This is a genomic window from Bifidobacterium sp. W8104 (assembly GCF_016100735.1).
GTDB classification, from domain to species: Bacteria; Actinomycetota; Actinomycetes; order Actinomycetales; family Bifidobacteriaceae; genus Bombiscardovia; species Bombiscardovia choladohabitans.
Genome location: NZ_JACFRW010000001.1, coordinates 202,352 through 219,005, shown reverse-complemented (window position 1 = coordinate 219,005; position 16,654 = coordinate 202,352). Strand labels below are relative to the sequence as shown.

General features: G+C 58.9%; 11 protein-coding genes and 1 other RNA gene. 5 read left to right on the top strand and 7 right to left on the bottom strand.

Going from position 1 to position 16,654, the window contains the following annotated elements; genetic code table 11:
• Positions 1 to 296 precede the first annotated feature (296 nt).
• Both H3U89_RS00885 and H3U89_RS00880 read left to right on the top strand, forming a co-directional pair.
• Positions 297 to 1,862, top strand: coding sequence for an oligopeptide:H+ symporter (locus H3U89_RS00885; protein ID WP_198179017.1), 1,566 nt, complete (start codon positions 297 to 299; stop codon positions 1,860 to 1,862).
• Positions 1,863 to 2,513: 651 nt separating this feature from the next.
• On the top strand, positions 2,514 to 3,953 hold the full coding sequence (locus H3U89_RS00880; RefSeq protein ID WP_198179019.1) for an FtsX-like permease family protein: 1,440 nt from the start codon (positions 2,514 to 2,516) through the stop codon (positions 3,951 to 3,953).
• A 321-nt stretch (positions 3,954 to 4,274) separates the two neighbouring features.
• On the opposite strand, the gene H3U89_RS00875 is transcribed toward H3U89_RS00880, so the two are convergent.
• From H3U89_RS00875 to H3U89_RS00855, 5 genes are all read right to left on the bottom strand, one after another.
• A complete protein-coding gene (locus H3U89_RS00875; RefSeq protein WP_198179021.1) occupies positions 4,275 to 4,553 on the bottom strand; it encodes a type II toxin-antitoxin system RelE/ParE family toxin in 279 nt (92 codons plus the stop codon).
• Positions 4,546 to 4,800, bottom strand: a complete 255-nt coding sequence (locus tag H3U89_RS00870; RefSeq protein WP_198179023.1) for a type II toxin-antitoxin system RelB/DinJ family antitoxin — start codon at positions 4,798 to 4,800, stop codon at positions 4,546 to 4,548. Before H3U89_RS00870 ends, H3U89_RS00875 begins: the two co-directional genes overlap by 8 nt.
• Positions 4,801 to 5,051: 251 nt before the next feature.
• Positions 5,052 to 5,450, bottom strand: a transfer-messenger RNA (tmRNA) gene (gene ssrA / locus H3U89_RS00865).
• A 113-nt stretch (positions 5,451 to 5,563) separates the two neighbouring features.
• Positions 5,564 to 6,508 (bottom strand): LysR family transcriptional regulator, encoded by a 945-nt coding sequence (locus H3U89_RS00860; RefSeq protein WP_198179025.1) that lies wholly within the window; start codon positions 6,506 to 6,508, stop codon positions 5,564 to 5,566.
• Positions 6,509 to 6,750: 242 nt separating this feature from the next.
• The gene (locus H3U89_RS00855) at positions 6,751 to 8,373 is read right to left on the bottom strand and encodes an NAD-dependent malic enzyme (protein WP_045935198.1); all 1,623 of its coding nucleotides are present in this window, start codon (positions 8,371 to 8,373) and stop codon (positions 6,751 to 6,753) included.
• 301 nt (positions 8,374 to 8,674) lie between these two features.
• Between H3U89_RS00855 and H3U89_RS00850 the strand changes: the two genes are divergently transcribed.
• On the top strand, positions 8,675 to 10,150 hold the full coding sequence (locus tag H3U89_RS00850; RefSeq protein WP_198179033.1) for a DASS family sodium-coupled anion symporter: 1,476 nt from the start codon (positions 8,675 to 8,677) through the stop codon (positions 10,148 to 10,150).
• Positions 10,151 to 10,234: 84 nt separating this feature from the next.
• Here the strand turns inward: H3U89_RS00850 and H3U89_RS00845 are convergent, their stop codons facing one another.
• Together H3U89_RS00845 and H3U89_RS00840 are read right to left on the bottom strand one after the other, a co-directional pair.
• Positions 10,235 to 11,134, bottom strand: a complete 900-nt coding sequence (locus H3U89_RS00845) for a carbohydrate kinase family protein (RefSeq protein ID WP_198179035.1) — start codon at positions 11,132 to 11,134, stop codon at positions 10,235 to 10,237.
• A complete protein-coding gene (locus H3U89_RS00840) occupies positions 11,124 to 12,401 on the bottom strand; it encodes an ROK family transcriptional regulator (RefSeq protein WP_198179037.1) in 1,278 nt (425 codons plus the stop codon). The genes H3U89_RS00845 and H3U89_RS00840 overlap by 11 nt, the downstream gene beginning before the upstream one ends.
• Before the next feature lie 418 nt (positions 12,402 to 12,819).
• On the opposite strand from H3U89_RS00840, the gene H3U89_RS00835 reads away from it, so the two are divergent.
• Positions 12,820 to 14,823 carry a glycoside hydrolase family 20 zincin-like fold domain-containing protein gene (locus tag H3U89_RS00835; RefSeq protein ID WP_198179039.1) on the top strand — a complete coding sequence of 668 codons (2,004 nt, stop codon included), beginning with the start codon at positions 12,820 to 12,822 and terminating at the stop codon, positions 14,821 to 14,823.
• A gap of 462 nt (positions 14,824 to 15,285) precedes the next feature.
• Complete coding sequence (xylA, locus tag H3U89_RS00830; RefSeq protein ID WP_154313373.1) at positions 15,286 to 16,629, top strand: xylose isomerase; 1,344 nt, start codon at positions 15,286 to 15,288, stop codon at positions 16,627 to 16,629.
• Positions 16,630 to 16,654: the final 25 nt, after the last annotated feature.

Genomic DNA, 16,654 nt, shown 5'->3' with positions numbered 1-16,654 from the left:
TCGAATGGGTGGACAATCTTGTGTCTTTGGCCTGGAGTGGTTCAGGCTGGCTTCTATTCTCTTGCAATCCGTGCAATGGCGCGCTTTCTGAGCAAGGAACGTCCTGCCAGGGGAGCTTTGCCGAGCAGCTGCCGGATGGCATTACCGAGAAATATCCACCTTTTCCCGCTCTCTTTGCACCTAAGGCCGAGGGACAGAAGATTTACCGTTCAGAGTGGAACAGCCTGTGGTTCCACGCAGAGCAAAAGAGTGCCGAACAACGAGGGTCGGTGCCATTGAGAAGCGAGGAGAAGCGTATGGCAACACCAACGGAAAACGGTGGCGAGCAACCGGATATCGTGGTCGATGAATCCGGTCTCAAGGTTGACCGACGACAGGAGGAGGAGCTGAACCAGCTGAGGGCGGACCGCTCCTTCTTCGGCTACCCCAAGGGCATCGGTGCCCTGGCGGCCGGCAATTTCTTCAATTCGATCTGTTGGGCCTCCTACGGGGCCGTGACGATCTACTACCTTTATAAGCCTTGGACCCAGGGTCTGGGATTCAGCCAGGGGGAGGCAGCACAGCTTATAGCCATCGTGGCGGCCATCAATTCCATGTTCGGCATCGTGGGCAGCTGGCTGGCGGATCGGGTGTTCGGGGCGCGCAAGGCCCTGGTCATCGGCAACATTGTCAAGGGGCTGTCCTGCGGGCTCTTGGCCATTCCGGCCTTCTCCGTCAGTCAAGGCCGAGCTATGGCCATCGTGGGCATGATCCTCATGAACCTGCCCATCATGGGGGCGTCGAACGCCTCGCTGACAGGCATGCTCTTCCATCGCAAGGACAACCGTCGTGACGGCGCTTTCGCTATTCACGCCATTGCCAACAACATTGCCGGGTTCATCACCCCGATCATCTCCGCCCAGTTGGGGCTGATCAACTATCATTACGGATTCGCGATAGGAGCGGTCGCTGCGCTGATTTACGCCGCCATCATCGGCGTGCCGGGCAATCGTTTCTTCGGTTCGCTAGGCTCCAAGCCCTCCCGCCCGCTCAACAGCCAGGAGTGTAAGCGCTACGGATGGGGTGCCCTGGGCGTGCTGGTGGTGATCGGCCTGTTCATCGCCGTCCTCCTTGCCACCCACAAGGTCAGCGTCAACGCGCTGGCCAGTACGGTCAGCTCATGCACCTTTGTAGTGGCCATCGCCTTCTTCCTGGTCATCTGGCGTTCCAAGAGGATCGTCGGAGTGGAGCGTCGTCGGCTCAAGGCCTTTGTGCCCATCGTGATCATGCAGATTGTTGCAGGGGTGGATTACGCCATTCAGGGCACCACCCTGCTCATGTTCCTGGACCAGCGGATCAACAGAAAGTTCGGCAGCATTGAAATCGCGCCGGGCTCCTTCAACACTCTCGTGGGCATCATCGCCATGCTGGCCGGCATCTTCTTCAGCTGGTTCTGGTTGACCGACACGGGCAAGCGGTGGAAGTCCACCAACCGTCTCTGGTTCGGATTCGCTTTCTTTGGCATCTCCAACCTGCTGCTGATCGTTCCCACCGTGGTGCTCAATCCTCATACGGCCAGGTATTCCGTGCTCTGGCTGCTGCTCTACTATGTGGTCTCCAACTTCGGCGGCTTCCCCTATGGCGTTGCGGCCAACTCGACCGTGGCGGCCATCGCACCCAAGTCCTACGAGACCCAGATGCAGACCGCCTTCACCCTGTCGGCTGCCATCGGCACAGCCATCATGCTGCTGGTTTATGGCAGACTGACCACCCTGGACCAGCAACTGCCGCTGATGTTGATCATTGGCATTGTCGAAATCGTCGTGGCTGTGGTGGTCATGCTCTTCCGAGGCAAGATAGACGCTACGGTCATGTCGGATTGAGCAACTCGTTCCCTGCCGAAGGATGGGTCTTCTGCGGGAACCGTGATACATGACTGTCGCATGGATGACCTGCGCGTCTGGTGCTCGGATCAGAGTCGGATGCTCTGATTCGGGCGTCAGACGCGCAAGTTTGTGCTCGAGGCTGGGGTAATGTCGGATATCGACGATTGTTGCGATGACGGCCCGGTGTCGCTTGTTTGTACAGATATAGCCATTAATTGACTGATGCGGTCATAATCCAGTCGGTCTGAATGTCCTCGCCCAAGGTGAAGGCATGCTCGCCGGTCCGTTTGAAGCCCATGGTTTGGTAGAAACGTTGGGCGGGGCCTTTGTGTTCCCATGCGCATTCGTCCGGCCATATTTTGCTCAGGATCCTGAGACTTGCCCGGTGCGGTGGTCAGTACAATCCACCAGGACATGATCCCTTTTCGGCTAGTTTTGTTGTTGTTTGGAGACCTGAACAAGATTCTGAGCATCGGATGGTGGACTGAGCAGGGGAATGGCCGACGGCCCATTGTAAGAAGGAATCAGGGTTAATTCAGGGTCGTTTCAGGGGTTTGCCGGATGTTGTCTCCCGCGCCGATCAACTATTTATATAAATAGAGTAATCCGGCAGAGTGTATGCACGAGGACGTGGCAGGTGAATGAAACATGACTTGGGCCTTGCGTGACCTGAAAGCCAATAGCGGCATTTGGGCTGGCGTCTTTATCGTTCTTCTGGTTACCCAAACCCTGCTCTGTGCCATGAGCGTGAGCATGGGAGTCAACAGCTATTACCAGGGTCTGTCGGTCAAGACCAGGGATCCCGCCAAGAGTCTGGCTTCGGCCCTGAGTCTGGTCTTCCTCACGGTCATTGTGCTCGGCTGCTTGGTGATCAAGCAGACACTGCAGGCATCAATTCGCCAACGTCGGCGAGGCCTGGCCCTTATCTCGCTGTTGGGAGCCACGCCTAAGCAGATCCTGCTACTTACACTTTTGCAGGTGATCATTCTGATTCTGCCGGCCTCCCTTGTTGCCGTGGCTCTTTCACCTGCGCTGGCTGGAAGGATCCTCGATTGGTATTCCACCGGGATGCGAATGCCGGTACATTTTGCTTTTACCTGGCGCAGTTTTCCCGGGTCTGCCCTGACCGGTCTTACAGTGGGATTGGCCACGGCCGTCTTGGCGACCAGCCGGACATTGCGGGATTTGGGAAAGACGACACCTGTCCGGGTGGTGCGCCGTGCTGAGGAGAGCGAATCGATTGACCGCCCCCGACATGGACGTGGTCTTGTATCCCTTTTTCTTGGGCTGGCCTTGCTGCTGTTGCCGTTGCCTGTCTTTGCCTATCTTTCGCACAGCGGCTCTGGGCCCTTGGATCCTAAGCAAGTCCAGGCGGTCATAAGTGCCGTTGGAAGTGGACCGCTTTTCGCCATTCTCTTGCTTCTGATAGCCTTGGCTCGCGCTGGTGGGCCGGTTATAGGCAGGGCCACTCAACTCTGGACTGCTCTGGTGCCGTCATCGTCTGCCGTCTGGCGGATAGCGCGTTCACAGGCTGTGGTCAGGAGTCGAGACACTACATTCGGCTCAACAGTTATAGCTCTGACTGCCTGTATGTTTCTGGTCGGCGGTCTGTTGGCTGCCGGAGGCACCAGTACCGTCGCCATGAACAAGGTACCGGGAATAGCGAATGCCACATCAGGTGGAACCTTGGAGTTGCTCTATGGTTTCTGGGCAGCGTTGCTTGTCGCCCTGGTCGGCGTGATCGCGGGATTCGCTATCGCCGCTCGGGATCGTGACCTCGATCTGGCGCTCCTGTCAATCGCTGGGGCAAAACCGCAGCAGCTTACTGCTATATCCACATTGGACGGCACCATCGTGATGACTACAGGCATTATCATCGCAGCAGGCGGCACCGGACTGGTCGGACTGAGCACAGCTATGGTCTACTGGCCCCTTATACACAGTCTGTCCGTAGTTTTTCCTTGGCAGTTTTTCCTTATCTGCGGGTTGCCGATCATCGTCGTCGGGTCGCTGGCGACCATGCTGACGGCGCGGCCTGCATTGAGACGCTCGCCCATAGCTATTCTGCAAGGGGCCATAGGCGAATGATCGACAATGAACTTTTACTCCTGGACTCGCGATGCGTAATTGAGGGGTCTTGCCGAGCATTGATCGCGGCCATGGCTGTGTGACATATTCGTCAATCTGCGGTTCCTTGCCGTATTGACCGGCACTGGTCAATACGGCAAATGCATGTTGGTTGCTCGAAGATGGGTATCGTCATTATGGCATGTTGATCTTGAGGAGATCCTGCTGACGATTAATTTTTAACTGAGAAGTGGATAAACAATTGGCGGTCAAATTTGTGTATTGGGTACAGTGACTCGCGCCAGTCGGAACAAGGCTCGATCACCCAGACTTTCACATATGTCACAGTGTTTGATCGTGGCTGCCGGTGGTCATCAAGGTAAGAATCATTCGATTCTTATCGCGCTTGTATACCAGGAGCCAGTCTGCGTCGACATGTAGCTCCTCATATTTGGACCAGCGTCCTTTCAACTGGTGATTTCGGTATCTACGTTTAAGCAGTGCTGAATTGTAGTCAGCCAAATCGTAGAGCACTTGATCGAGCCTGCTTAAGTCGAAATGCTTCTTCTTGATTTTCTTGACATCACGCAGAAACTTCTGTGTATATGCAAACTCATACATGATGGATGATGTCTTTCATATTCTCTACATCACCCGCACGAGTGACCGGCGAAGCCTCAGCTTCCTCCATTTCCATGTCAAATTTGGAAAGTTGGGAGCGAAATGGAAGTCCTCCTTCGCGCAGGGACTGAGAGAGAAACATGTTAATCGCCGTGCCGAGATCAAGACCTAGATCTTCGAAAAGCTGTGAGGCTCGACGCTTCATATCTTCGCTGGTGCGAATTTGAATTCGCGCTGTCTCTTTCATTACTTTCACCTTCCGATTGCTCAATTAGTCCTCGTTATCTCCAGAATTATATCATTCTTGCTCCGATTGGAGTTGCCTTGGAGTTGTCTTGGAGTTATTTTAACTCTGAAAATAAAGCAAAGAGATGACCAAGAATTCATGAATAAGATTGTGTGGACAATATGATGCACTAGAAATGCAAAGAGATGGATTCTTGAACCGTAAAAGCGGTATACAAAGGGCCAGCCAAGTTGCCTCGGCCGGCCCTTGTTTTGTGGAGCTGCGGGGAATTGAACCCCGGTCCGGTGACCGCACCCTCAGTCTTCTACGTGCGTAGTCTGCTGGCCTTTGTGGCTATCTGTCTGCCCCCACCTGTGTCGCAGACAACCGGTGGCGGGCATAGCCGCAGTAAAAGTCCCCGAACCGCCCTGTGGCGCAGCAGTTCAGGCAAGTCTTCTTAATGACGCTCAGCATCCCCCCGAAGGCGAAGGGGAGTGAACGGAGCAGCTGCTCACTGGTTAATCCTGGCGCGAAGCTCAGGCAGCGAGAGCGAACTCAGTGCGGTTAGATTTAGCACTTGTTGTTTGCGGGAGGACATTAACGAGCGGACCCCCGCGTTCTCGGCACGCTTCCCTGCGACGAACAGGTCACCGTCGAAACCGATCAGCCCCAATCTTGAATTATCAAGCTCTGCCGGTGCCGTTGCGGACCAGCCTCGTCAGTATACAACAGATGGACGCCGCGGATATTCCCGCTTCTCCCTCGGCATTGACTCCAATTTCGGTCAAGCCACAGAGCCCAGTCGGTTGGTGGCATAGTCACTGAAGGCATGCACCTCCTCCACGTCCTCGTGGAAGGCCTCCCGCTTGGTGTCGTTGAAGAGGAAGATGTTGAAGCGAGGCATGTCATCACCGGCAAAGGGGATGAAGCGCAGGCCGTCGCCAGGATGCACGCCGGCCGAGGTGATCAGGCTGCAGACCAGGCCGGATGTGGTCACCATTTTCAGTGTTTCCACGTCGGAGACTTCAATCAGGTGGCTGACCGGTTCAGACAGGTGAATCAGCCGTTGGGCGGCCTGGGCATGGACGAAATCGCGGTTGAGGGTGGCGAAGGGGACATCCCCGGGAAGCATGGACAGGTCCTCGGGGTGCAGGCTGGTCATTCCCGTCGTGCCCAGTCGTTCGACCATGGACTGGGTGCAGACCATGCCGAAGGGGAAGGAGGCCAGCTTGGTCGTCTCCACCCCATCCACGCTCAGCGACTCGTCCACGCTGGCCACCGCCCCATAGTCCACACGGTGGGCCTCTATCTGGCTCAGCAGCTTTTGGGACCCTATGGTTTCTACAGTTGTGTTCTTGTCTGGTCCGCACTGCCCTTGCCGCCCTTGTTCTGAGCTCAGCAGCGATGAGATGATGGGTGGCAGTCCGATGGTGCGCCGTCGAATCCCGGTCCTCGCAGCCAAGGCCTCGGGCAGGGAGTTAATCAGGTCCAAGGCCTGGCCGACGTGGTCCACCACTGTTCTTCCGGATTGGGTGAGCTGCGTGCCGTCACCTGCGCCGAAGCGCTGCCTTTGGACCAGCCTGGTTCCCAGATGCTTTTCCAACCTTCTGATGGCCTGCGAGACGGCAGGTTGGGAGATGCCCGCCTCCAATGCGACATCGGTGAAACTGCCGTACCGGGCCAGCATGGTAAGCAGCTCGAGGTCGCGGACATTATCCATATAGGTCATGAGCCGCTTCCCTTGATTGGTGCTCAGATTATTGCTTATCCTTATTGTTTATCCGTCAACTTTGGCGAAAGACTACTTATAAGAACCATATCATTATCATCTGGACTTGAGAAGATTGACCCTTGTAAATATTTACAGTTCCTGACCCATGATTGGGGTCCGGTCGCCATGATTATCGATTATCAATCGTGCCGGCCGGACCCCAATTTCAATGTCGCAAGAAGCGAAGGTGCAGGTTTCGCTCAGGCGTCGTAGTGCCACTGGGCCTTGGCGACGGCGGCGTCCACATCCTCAATCGGCTCCCGGTTCAGACCCTCCTGGACCGCCTGTTCAGCCACAGCGGTGGCCACCCGGCGTGAGATCTCCTTGAGATCGGCCACCGGCGGCAGCACGGCTGTTCCGGGCTTGTCCACGTCGATCATGTCGGAGATGGCGTAGGCTGCGGCCAACAGCATCCCCTTGGTGACCAGCCGTGCCTTGGCGACGATGGCCCCGAAGCAGATGCCGGGATACATGAGGGCGTTGTTGCCCTGTCCGATGGAATAGGTGACCCCCTGGTAGTCAACAGGCTTTGAGGGGGTGCCGGTGATGACGAAGCCGCGGCCGTGGGTCCAGGCGATTACGTCGGCAGCCTTGGCCTCGGCCAGTTCCGTGGGGTTGGAGATGGGGCAGATCAGCGGCCGCTCCACATGCTTGGCCATGGCCTCAACAACGTCCTGGTTGAAGGCTCCGGCCCTGGTCGAGGTGCCGATGAGCACCGTGGGCTGGAAAGCGTCGACAACCTGTGCCAGCGAGGTTTTGTCGGTGACTGAGGCGAACTCGTCCGGCTTGCGGGCATATCGTGTTTGCCCCTCGGTCAGATCATCCTGGCCCTGCTCGATCAGCCCCTGACGGTCGAAGAGCAGAACCCTGTTCCGGGCGGTCTCGGGATCCATGCCCTGGCGAATAATCAGGTCGTCCACGATCTGGTCGGCGATGCCCACGCCGGCGGTCCCTGCCCCGAAGACCATGATCCTGGTATCCTTGGGGTCGGCTCCGGCGATTTTCCTGGCGGCGATCAGTGCGGCCAGGACGGTCACGCCGGTGCCCTGGATATCGTCATTCAGTGTCAGGATCCGGTCCTGGTAGCGCTTGAGGACAGGTGCCGCCTCAGGCCTGCCGAAGTCCTCCCAGTGGATCAGGGCCTCCGGGTAGCGCTGCAGGACCTGCTGGACGAAGTCATCGATGAAGTCGTCGTAGCGCTGGCCCCTGACCCTGGCGAAGTGGTTGCCCACATAGTCCGGATTGTCCAGGAGGGCCTGGCGGTTGGTGCCGACATCCACCATCACCGGTAGAACGCGCGAGGGGTCAATGCCGGCAGCTGCAGTGTAGACCGCCAGCTTGCCCGTCAGGATCTCAGCGCCCTGGGCGCCCCAGTCGCCGATGCCGAGAATGCCTTCCGCGTCGGTGCAGACCACCAGATCGATGGGTCGGTCGCCGGCGTACTGGTCCAGGGCGTCGCCGATCCCTTCGGGGTGATCGATGGAGATGTAGGCCACGTCGCTGCCCGAATAGAACTCGTCGTAGCGTTGGATGGACTGGGCCACGGTGGGGGCGTAGACGATGGGCATGTACTCAGTCAGGTGCTTGTCCATGCTCCTGTAGAAGAGGCGACGGTCGGTGCGGCAGATGCTCATCAGGTAGAGCCGCTTGTCCAGATCGGTGGGCTGGGCCAGGAAGCGGCGGTAAACGATGCGCTCGCGCTGTTCGTCATCCTGGACGGCAGCGGGCAGCAGCCCGTCCAGCTTGAGCTCGCGCCGTTGTTCATAGTCGAATCCCAGTCCCCGGTTGGCATAGGAATCGTTGATGGTATCGAATCCTGTCATGGTCTCACTTGTCCTTCACGATTGGGGCCGGCCGCGTTGCCGGACCTCTGCAATCAGCCTAGAAAAGCCCTTGGCAGCCCGGCAAATAAGCATTGCCTATATGCCGCCAAGGGGATCATTTCAGTCTTTGACGGGTCTTTAAGGCCTTCAGCGGCTGCCGGATACGGCGTCCTTCATATAGGCAGCGCTTATTTGTCGTCCCTGCCGCCTGCCGCATAGCATAAGTCCACACGAGCAAGCCGACGAGGAGGTCGGCGGTTTTCAGGCGGTCATACGCCGGACCATGAGCGAAGGAGCAATGATGGGTGAAACAGTACGAACAGGCGGGGGCGGGGGAGACCTCCAGACAGGGGCCAGGCAGCCGTTCAATACGGGCCAACTGGTCAAGGCTCTGATCTGTGTAGCGGTCGGGTTGGTCATCTTCCTGATTCCGCCTCCCAAGGGACTGACCGCCCAGGGCATGCACATGCTGGGAGTCTTCGTGGGCACCATCCTAGGGTTGATTCTGCAGCCTCTGCCCACTTCAGCGGTAGCCATCATCGGCATGACCGTGGGGATGCTGACCGGGGCATTGGACCCCAAGAAGGCGGCTTTCAACGGACTGGGCAGTGCCTCCATCTGGCTGATCGTGGCGGCCTTCTTCATCGCTCAGGGATTTGTCTCCACTGGACTGGGCCGCAGGATCGCCTTGGTCTTTCTGTCCAAACTGGGCAAGTCCAGCCTGGGCATAGCATACGGGCTCTCGGCCGCCGACCTGGTCCTGGCTCCGGCCACCCCGTCAAACACGGCTCGTCTGGGCGGCATCCTTTTCCCGATCATCACGTCCATCAGCGACGTGCAGGATTCAAAGCCGGACACTGATGAGTCCCGGCGACGCATCGGCGCTTACTTGGCGATCACGGCCAACAACGTCAACGCCATTACATCGGCCATGTTCCTGACGGCTATGGCGGCGGGCCCGGTCGTAGGACAGCTGGCCCAGAAATTCCATGTGGACATCGGGTGGGGCACCTGGGCCCTGGCCGGCATAGTGCCTGGCCTAATCTGCCTGATCCTCATCCCCGCCCTGATCTACCGCATCTTCCCGCCCACCCTGCGGAACGTTCCTCAGGCTCAGGAGGATGCCAAGGATGAGCTCAAGGGTCTTGGCCCGCTGAGCATGCACGAGTGGATCATGGCCGTGACCTTCCTGGTCATGCTGGTCCTCTGGGCGACCGGCTCGGTGATCCATATCAATTCCACCACCGTGGCCTTCCTGGGCGTGGCCGTGCTGCTGTGCACCAAGATCATCACCTGGCAGGACATGGTGGCCAACAAGTCGGCCTGGTCCACACTGATCTTCTTTGGTGTTCTGGTAGGCATGGCGGAACCGCTGAACACCCTGGGCGTCACCACTTGGGCGGGGGAGATCATCGCCGGACTGGTCAAGGGCATGCCCTGGGTGTTGGTCCTGGTCATTCTGACGATCTTCTACTTCTTCATCCACTACATGTTCGCTTCCGAGCTGGCCCAGGTGGCGGCCATCTACACGCTCTTCGTCAGCGTGGCCGTGGCTGCCGGGGTCCCCGCCATGCCTGCAGCGCTGATGCTGGGATGCGCCAGCGGTCTGATCGGCGCCATGACCCATTACGCCTCCGGACCGGCGGCCTTGATTTACGGTGCCGGATATGTCAAGACCTCTGAGTTCCTGCGGATCGGCCTGATCTGCGGACTGGTGACCGTGGCCATCTTCCTGACCGTGGGTCTGGGCTGGTGGCGGCTCATCGGCATCTGGTAAATCCCGATACCGTAGATATAAGTTTGGCCCCGTCCTGTCGACAGTTCGACCTGGCGGGGCCAAATCATATTCAAAGGACGGGGATCATTGACCCTGCTGGCCCAGGTAGTCGGGGATATGCTCGGGATATTCGGGCCAGGCGCCCGGCTGGGTGCAGACGAAGGCAGCGGTGTTGACGGCAGCCCGGTGGGACTGGGTCAGGGAGGCCCCCAGCAGGCGGTTGATGGCGAAGGTGCCGGAGAAGGCATCGCCGGCACCAACAGTGTCGGCCACAGTGATTTCAGGCGTGGGCAGGTGGGAGGACTGGCCGTCCGCCAGATAGATTGTGCTGTAGTCGTTGCCGGCGGTCAGCACGATGGTGTCCAGGTGCCACTGGTCCATGAACCAGTGGCAGAGTTCGTCGTCGGTGGCTCCGGGCACACGGAACATGTCGCGCAGGGTGACCAGCTCCTCGTCGTTGAGCTTGAAGACCGTGGCCATGTCCAGAAGCTCCTGGATCAGGTCCTTGCTGTAGAAGGTGCCGCGCAGGTTGATGTCGAAGAAGCGCATGGCATGGCTTTTGGTGTGACGCAGCACCTGCAGGCAGGTCTCGCGTGACTGGCTGCTGCGCATGCTCAGCGTGCCATAGCAAACGGCGTCGGCCTTGCTGGCCAACCCGGCCAGGTCATCCGTGTATTCCAGATGATCCCAGGCCACATCGGGCTTGAAGACGTACTGGGGGATGCCCTCGGTCAGCTGGACCTCGACGGTGCTGGTGGGGTGGTCGTTGTGCTGCAGGACGGCATCGACGCCGGCCTTCTGGACAGCCTCCTCAAGCTCCCGGCCCAGGTCGTCGCGTCCCACGGCGCTGATGGCGTAGCCTTCCGCCCCGTTCTTCGCGGCATGATAGCTGAAGTTGACCGGCGCGCCACCGGCCCGCTTGCCTGTTGGCAGGACGTCCCAGAGGATCTCGCCGATGCTGAGGACCACGGGTTTACTGGTCATGGTGTTCCTTTCCTGATGACGGGCGATGCGTCCGCCTTGTGCTTGTTGACTTCACAGCTGGTCGGCCCATACTGGCCGGATGTTCCAAAAATTGGCTGGCAGCCACCGCAGCGGCCCCGGTCAGCGTGGCATCGGCAGGTAGGTTGGAGAGCAGGATCTGCGTGTGCTCCCGTAGACCAGGCAGGGCTCGCTGCGATACTATGGCCCGAACTCGTTCAAGCAGGCGGGTACCGGCGGCGGCCACCATGTCTCCGATGACGATCTGGGCGGGGTTGTAGGCGTTGACGATGGTCACGCAGCCATAGCCCACGTAGTCGGCTACCTGATCCACCAGGGTCCGGGCGGCTTGCTGGCCGGAGCGGGCCTGGTCGAACAGACTTGCGCAGGCCTTGGCGTGGGTCATGGCCTCGACTCCAGGGAAGTGATCACGTATATCCGGCTGACACATGCGGCGGTGGATGGCTACCGCCGAGCAGTAGCATTCCAGGCAACCGCGGTTGCCGCACTCGCAGGGCAGGCCGTTCAGATCGATGCTGACGTGGCCGATTTCGGTGGCCGCTCCCTGGCTGCCGTCCACCAGGGCGCCCCTGTCGATGACTCCCAGTCCAACGCCTTCGCCCACCAGGAAGTAGGCCATGCTGGATGCGCTCACGCCTGGGTCGAACAGACTCTGGGCCAGCGCACCGGCTCGGGCGTCCTGCTCGATGAAGGTAGGTACACGGAAGGCCTGACCGAATTCGTGGATAAAGTCCACCCCACGCCAGCCGGGCATGCTGGTGACCAGGGCGATGCGGCCGGTATCGCGCAGGTAGGGGCCCGGTACGGCCATGCCTACGGCCACGATGGCGGGGTTCGCCTCAAGTTGTCTTTCCACTCGGGTCCTGACCTCGGCCACGGCGCCGGGGATGTCATCGGGGTCGACGGGGGGCAGCTCCTCCGAATCCAGCAGACGGCCGCTGATGTCGAATAGTCCGATGCTGACCAGGCTGCGGGCGAACTTGACTCCGATGACCTGGTAGCGGTCGGCATTCAGGGCCAGGCCGATGGATCGACGGCCGCCCTCTGAGTCCATGCTGCCGGTCTCGCTGATCAGGCCCAGGCCGATCAGACGGCCCACCAGCTTGCCCACGGCAGCTGGCGTCAGATTGAGGTCCCGGGCCATCTGGGCTCGTGAACTGGTGCCGTGCTGGTGCAGGTACTGGACGATGCGTGACTGGTTGAGTTCGGAGAGGGCCTTCGGTGTGCTGGCGTATGGGCTGCCGCGCATGTCAACCTCCTCCTTGAGTGGTGCAGGCACGCGAACCTCGCACACTTTATGAACAACGTTTATATATTAACACTGTTTATTAACTTATGCAACATGTATCAACCTGTTTCAACCTGTTCGAGGTTTCTTGACAGAGGCAATTCCACCGTTGGCCGCGTCATCGTCAGCCTAAAAAGTGCATCAGCAGCCCCTTACCAGTGCGATGGATCGTAGGTTCTTGCAGGCTCACCGCCCTGTGCAAGCTGCTTATGCGTTGGATATTAGACTCTGTCAGTGCCCGCTCGTACTGGGCGCAGGTATCTCCCCTCGTCCCCGGCGTATGGGTAGACTGATGCGGTGGCCATCGATGGTCGTGGCTGGAGCATGCCGTTGATGGTGTCGTCAACGGTATCAGTCTGTTTCGGGAAAGGTCTGCAGCATGAGTCTTGATAATGGTATCGACGCCGTCGCCGATCCGCCTAGGGAGCGGCCATTGGCCCTAATTCCCCGGCCGCTCCACTTCCAAAGGGATCGGGGTCAGTTACTATTGCCGGTGGCGGGCAGAATTGTCTGCGGTACGGTGGTTGACCAGGAGCTGGGTTCCGTCCTGAGCGACCAGTTGACAGATACCATTAAGCAGGCCACGGGAATGGTCTGGGATCATTCGCGAGGGCAGGCGTGGAATGGCGCGATCAGTCTGGATCTGGACCAAAAACTTGATCCCCAAGAGTATCTTCTGCGTATCGCCGATCAGGGGGAGCGCCACCCGATCGTGGATATCCGCGGCGGCGACGGTCAGGGACTGCGATGGGGGGTGCAGACCCTTCGCCAGATCATCATGCAATGCGGTCCTGTGCTCCCGGCCCTGCACATCCAGGACCGCCCTGCTTATCCAACGCGCATCTACAGCCTGGATGTGACCCGCGGTCGAGTGCCCACCATGGACTGGCTGCGGCACTGGGCGGACATATTGGCCCTGTATAAGTTCAATCAGCTGCAACTCTACATTGAGCACACCATGGCTTTCCCGGGCATGAGCGAGGCCTGGAGGGGCACAAGCCCCCTGGAGCCCGGGCAGATCACCGACTTCGATGACTATTGCGCCCGCCTGGGCATCGAGTTGGTGCCTTCGATCTCCACCTTCGGCCACCATTACACCAGCCTTCGCACTCGCGGATTCAGGGATCTGGGCGAGTTTCCCGAGCAGGCGGACCGGCCATACTCTTTCATAGAGCGTCAGGAGCATCACACCATCAATGTCAACCACCCACAGGCTCTGGCATTCTCTACAGGGCTGATTGACGCCTATGCGCCGCTTATGCGTACGCGAAACTTCAATATCGGCGGAGACGAGACCTTTGATCTGGGCAAGGGGCGTTCGCGGCAGGACGGTTCCAGCAAGGATCCTGCTGACATGTATGCCGACTATCTGATCAGCCTGTGCGATCACCTGCATGCACGGGGCCGTCATCCCATGTTCTGGGGTGATGTCGCTGTGTCCATGCCCAAGGTCCTGGACAGGTTGCCCAAGGACTGCACGCTGCTCAACTGGCTCTATGACCCACAGGTGGAACCTGACAAGGTTGCCCTTGTGGCCTCGACAGGGGCCCGGCAGGTAGTCTGTTCGGCCGTTCACGCCTGGAATCTTCTCCTGCCTGCAATTGACGATGCATGGAACAACATCAGCCGTCTGAGTCGATACGGGGTCCAGTATGGTGCCGTTGGGGCCATGGTCACCGACTGGGGCGATTACGGGCATGTCAACGATCCGCGCATGAGCCTGCCTGGCATGGCCTACGCCGCCCAGTGCTTCTGGAACCCAAATGACGATGATCGAGCCCAGGTGGATAGGGATATGGGCCTGCTGATTTATGGGGATGCGACAGGGGACTATCTGCCGGCACTGATCCAGGCGGGCTCCAGTGCGGTCTTTGGTTGGGAGGATATGGTCCGCTACTGGGAACTGGATGACGGCCATGGGGGCCTCAACCAGGATGTGGCTGATTTCCTGGCCTCTGCATTGCCAGGCATGAATGGGCTAAATTCATCTGCCGATGTCAGGGAAGCACGCCGGAATATGCTCATGGCTTTGCGTAATCGTTTTGAGCAGGTGGATCAGCGTGACGCTCTGCTGGTCGACGCTGCTGCACGCATGGGAAGAGCCGCCGCAGAATGCCGGGCTGATGCGCGCAGAACTCTCCAGGCTCAGTTGATGGCTGTCCATGGTCAGCGCCTCTTCAACGCGCTGGGTTGCAGTCTGGCCGTTCGCCATGGCGTTCTGCCAGGAGCTAAGGATGCCATGGCCGACGGGGACTTGGCCGATGCTTTGGAGATCTGGTTCGAGTCTTACGCCACGGTCTGGCGTCAGGTCAGCCGCGAATCGGAGCTGGGGCGGATCGCCTCTGTGATCTGGGGCTTCGCCGACATTCTTCGGAAGGGATGAACTCCTGATTAGATCGGTCGCGATGGTCATATTGAAAGATGGGAAAAATGCGAGAATGACCATCAATGAGTAGAGGATTGCTCTGCGGCATTTCGAGCTTTCCATGCATGGTGTCTTAGGTTTGCATAGATGTCGAGTTGAACAAATCGCTCAAGCATCTGCCCGTCGGTCATTGCCTTGGCTGGTTTCTTATGTCAAGGCTTGAAACCGGCGGGACAGATTATCGGACCAAAAGGAGTTCGGCTTTCGTCGTCGGGTACCTGTTGGGTAATGGGCCCTATGCGGTGAAGGAGCTTCTTGAAATCAACTGAGTGGAACCAGGGCGGAGATACTGAATCTATATAATTTAACGAATTGACAAAATCAATCCGTCCCTCTACCCTAATGTTCAGGAGGCAGGAATTGGTTTCCTCCCCTGTGAACGCCGTAAAGGCAACTGCATTAGGCAAAGGAGCATTTCGGATGGGTCTGTGGGACATTGACAAGATCGAATACGTGGGTCGCCAGGGCGTCAAGGAAGGCCTGGGCTTCCGTTACTACGACAAGAATAAGGTGGTGGCCGGCAAGCCTATGAAGGACTGGCTGCGCTTCGCCGTGGCCTGGTGGCACACCTTTAATCAGGGTCTGGTGGATCCCTTTGGCGATCCCACCGCGCAGAGGCCCTACTACCGCTACACCGACCCCATGGATCAGGCTCTGGCCAAGGTGGACTACGCCTTCGAGCTCTTCACCAAGCTGGGGGTCGAGTTCTTCTGCTTCCACGACCGTGACCTGGCTCCCGAGGGCGACACCCTGCGCGAGACCGACGCCAATCTCGACAAGGTGATCGACCGCATCGAGGCCGCCATGAAGGACACCGGGGTCAAGCTGCTCTGGAACACCTCATCGCTCTTCACCAACCCCCGCTTCGAGGCCGGCGCCGGCACCTCGCCCTTCGCTGACATCTACGCCTACTCGGCAGGCCAGCTCAAGCACAGCCTGGAGATCGGCAAGCGGCTGGGTGCCGAGAACTATGTATTCTGGGGCGGCCGTGAGGGCTACGAATCCCTCTGGAACACCCGTATGAAGGAGGAGCAGGACCATATGGCCGCCCTCTTCCACATGTGCGTGGACTACGCCAAGGAGATCGGCTTCGACGCGCAGTTCCTGATCGAGCCCAAGCCCAAGGAGCCCACCCTTCACCAGTACGACTACGACGCGGCCACCACCATCAACTTCCTGCGCACCTACGACCTGCAGGATAACTTCAAACTCAACATCGAGGGCAACCACGCCAACCTGGCCATGCATACCTATCAGCATGAGGTCCGAGTGGCCCGTGAGGCCGGATTCCTGGGATCCTTGGATGCCAACCAGGGTGACAAGCTTATCGGCTGGGACATGGACGAGTTCCCCTCGGATCTCTACGATGCTACCGCAGTCATGTGGGAAGTGCTGGCCAACGGAAGCATCGGCCCTCGCGGAGGCCTGAACTTCGACGCCAAGCCGCGCCGTTCCTCCTTCCTGCCTGAGGACCTCTTCAGGACCCACATCGTGGGCATGGATACCTATGCTGCCGGTCTGCTGGTCGCAGCCAAGATGCATGAGGACGGCTACATCGAGCAGCTGCAGCAGGAGCGTTACTCCTCCTTCGAATCCGGTATCGGCTCGACGGTAAAGGACGGCACGGCCACACTGGCCTCCCTGGAGGAATACAGCCTTGACAAGCCGCAGGCCGAACTGATCGCCGCCGACAAGTCCGACCATCTTGAAGTGGTCAAGGCCACTATCAACAACTACATCGTCGAGGCTCTGGCTCAGGCCTGAGATTCTTTTCGCCACATTGCAGATC

Excerpts from the sequence above, each read along its gene's own strand:
- H3U89_RS00885 (WP_198179017.1), top strand. The coding sequence starts at position 297 with ATGGCAACACCAACGGAAAACGGTGGCGAGCAACCGGATATCGTGGTC.
- H3U89_RS00880 (WP_198179019.1), top strand. The coding sequence starts at position 2,514 with ATGACTTGGGCCTTGCGTGACCTGAAAGCCAATAGCGGCATTTGGGCT.
- H3U89_RS00875 (WP_198179021.1), bottom strand. The coding sequence starts at position 4,553 with ATGTATGAGTTTGCATATACACAGAAGTTTCTGCGTGATGTCAAGAAA.
- H3U89_RS00870 (WP_198179023.1), bottom strand. The coding sequence starts at position 4,800 with ATGAAAGAGACAGCGCGAATTCAAATTCGCACCAGCGAAGATATGAAG.
- H3U89_RS00860 (WP_198179025.1), bottom strand. The coding sequence starts at position 6,508 with ATGACCTATATGGATAATGTCCGCGACCTCGAGCTGCTTACCATGCTG.
- H3U89_RS00855 (WP_045935198.1), bottom strand. The coding sequence starts at position 8,373 with ATGACAGGATTCGATACCATCAACGATTCCTATGCCAACCGGGGACTG.
- H3U89_RS00850 (WP_198179033.1), top strand. The coding sequence starts at position 8,675 with ATGGGTGAAACAGTACGAACAGGCGGGGGCGGGGGAGACCTCCAGACA.
- H3U89_RS00845 (WP_198179035.1), bottom strand. The coding sequence starts at position 11,134 with ATGACCAGTAAACCCGTGGTCCTCAGCATCGGCGAGATCCTCTGGGAC.
- H3U89_RS00840 (WP_198179037.1), bottom strand. The coding sequence starts at position 12,401 with ATGCGCGGCAGCCCATACGCCAGCACACCGAAGGCCCTCTCCGAACTC.
- H3U89_RS00835 (WP_198179039.1), top strand. The coding sequence starts at position 12,820 with ATGAGTCTTGATAATGGTATCGACGCCGTCGCCGATCCGCCTAGGGAG.
- xylA (WP_154313373.1), top strand. The coding sequence starts at position 15,286 with ATGGGTCTGTGGGACATTGACAAGATCGAATACGTGGGTCGCCAGGGC.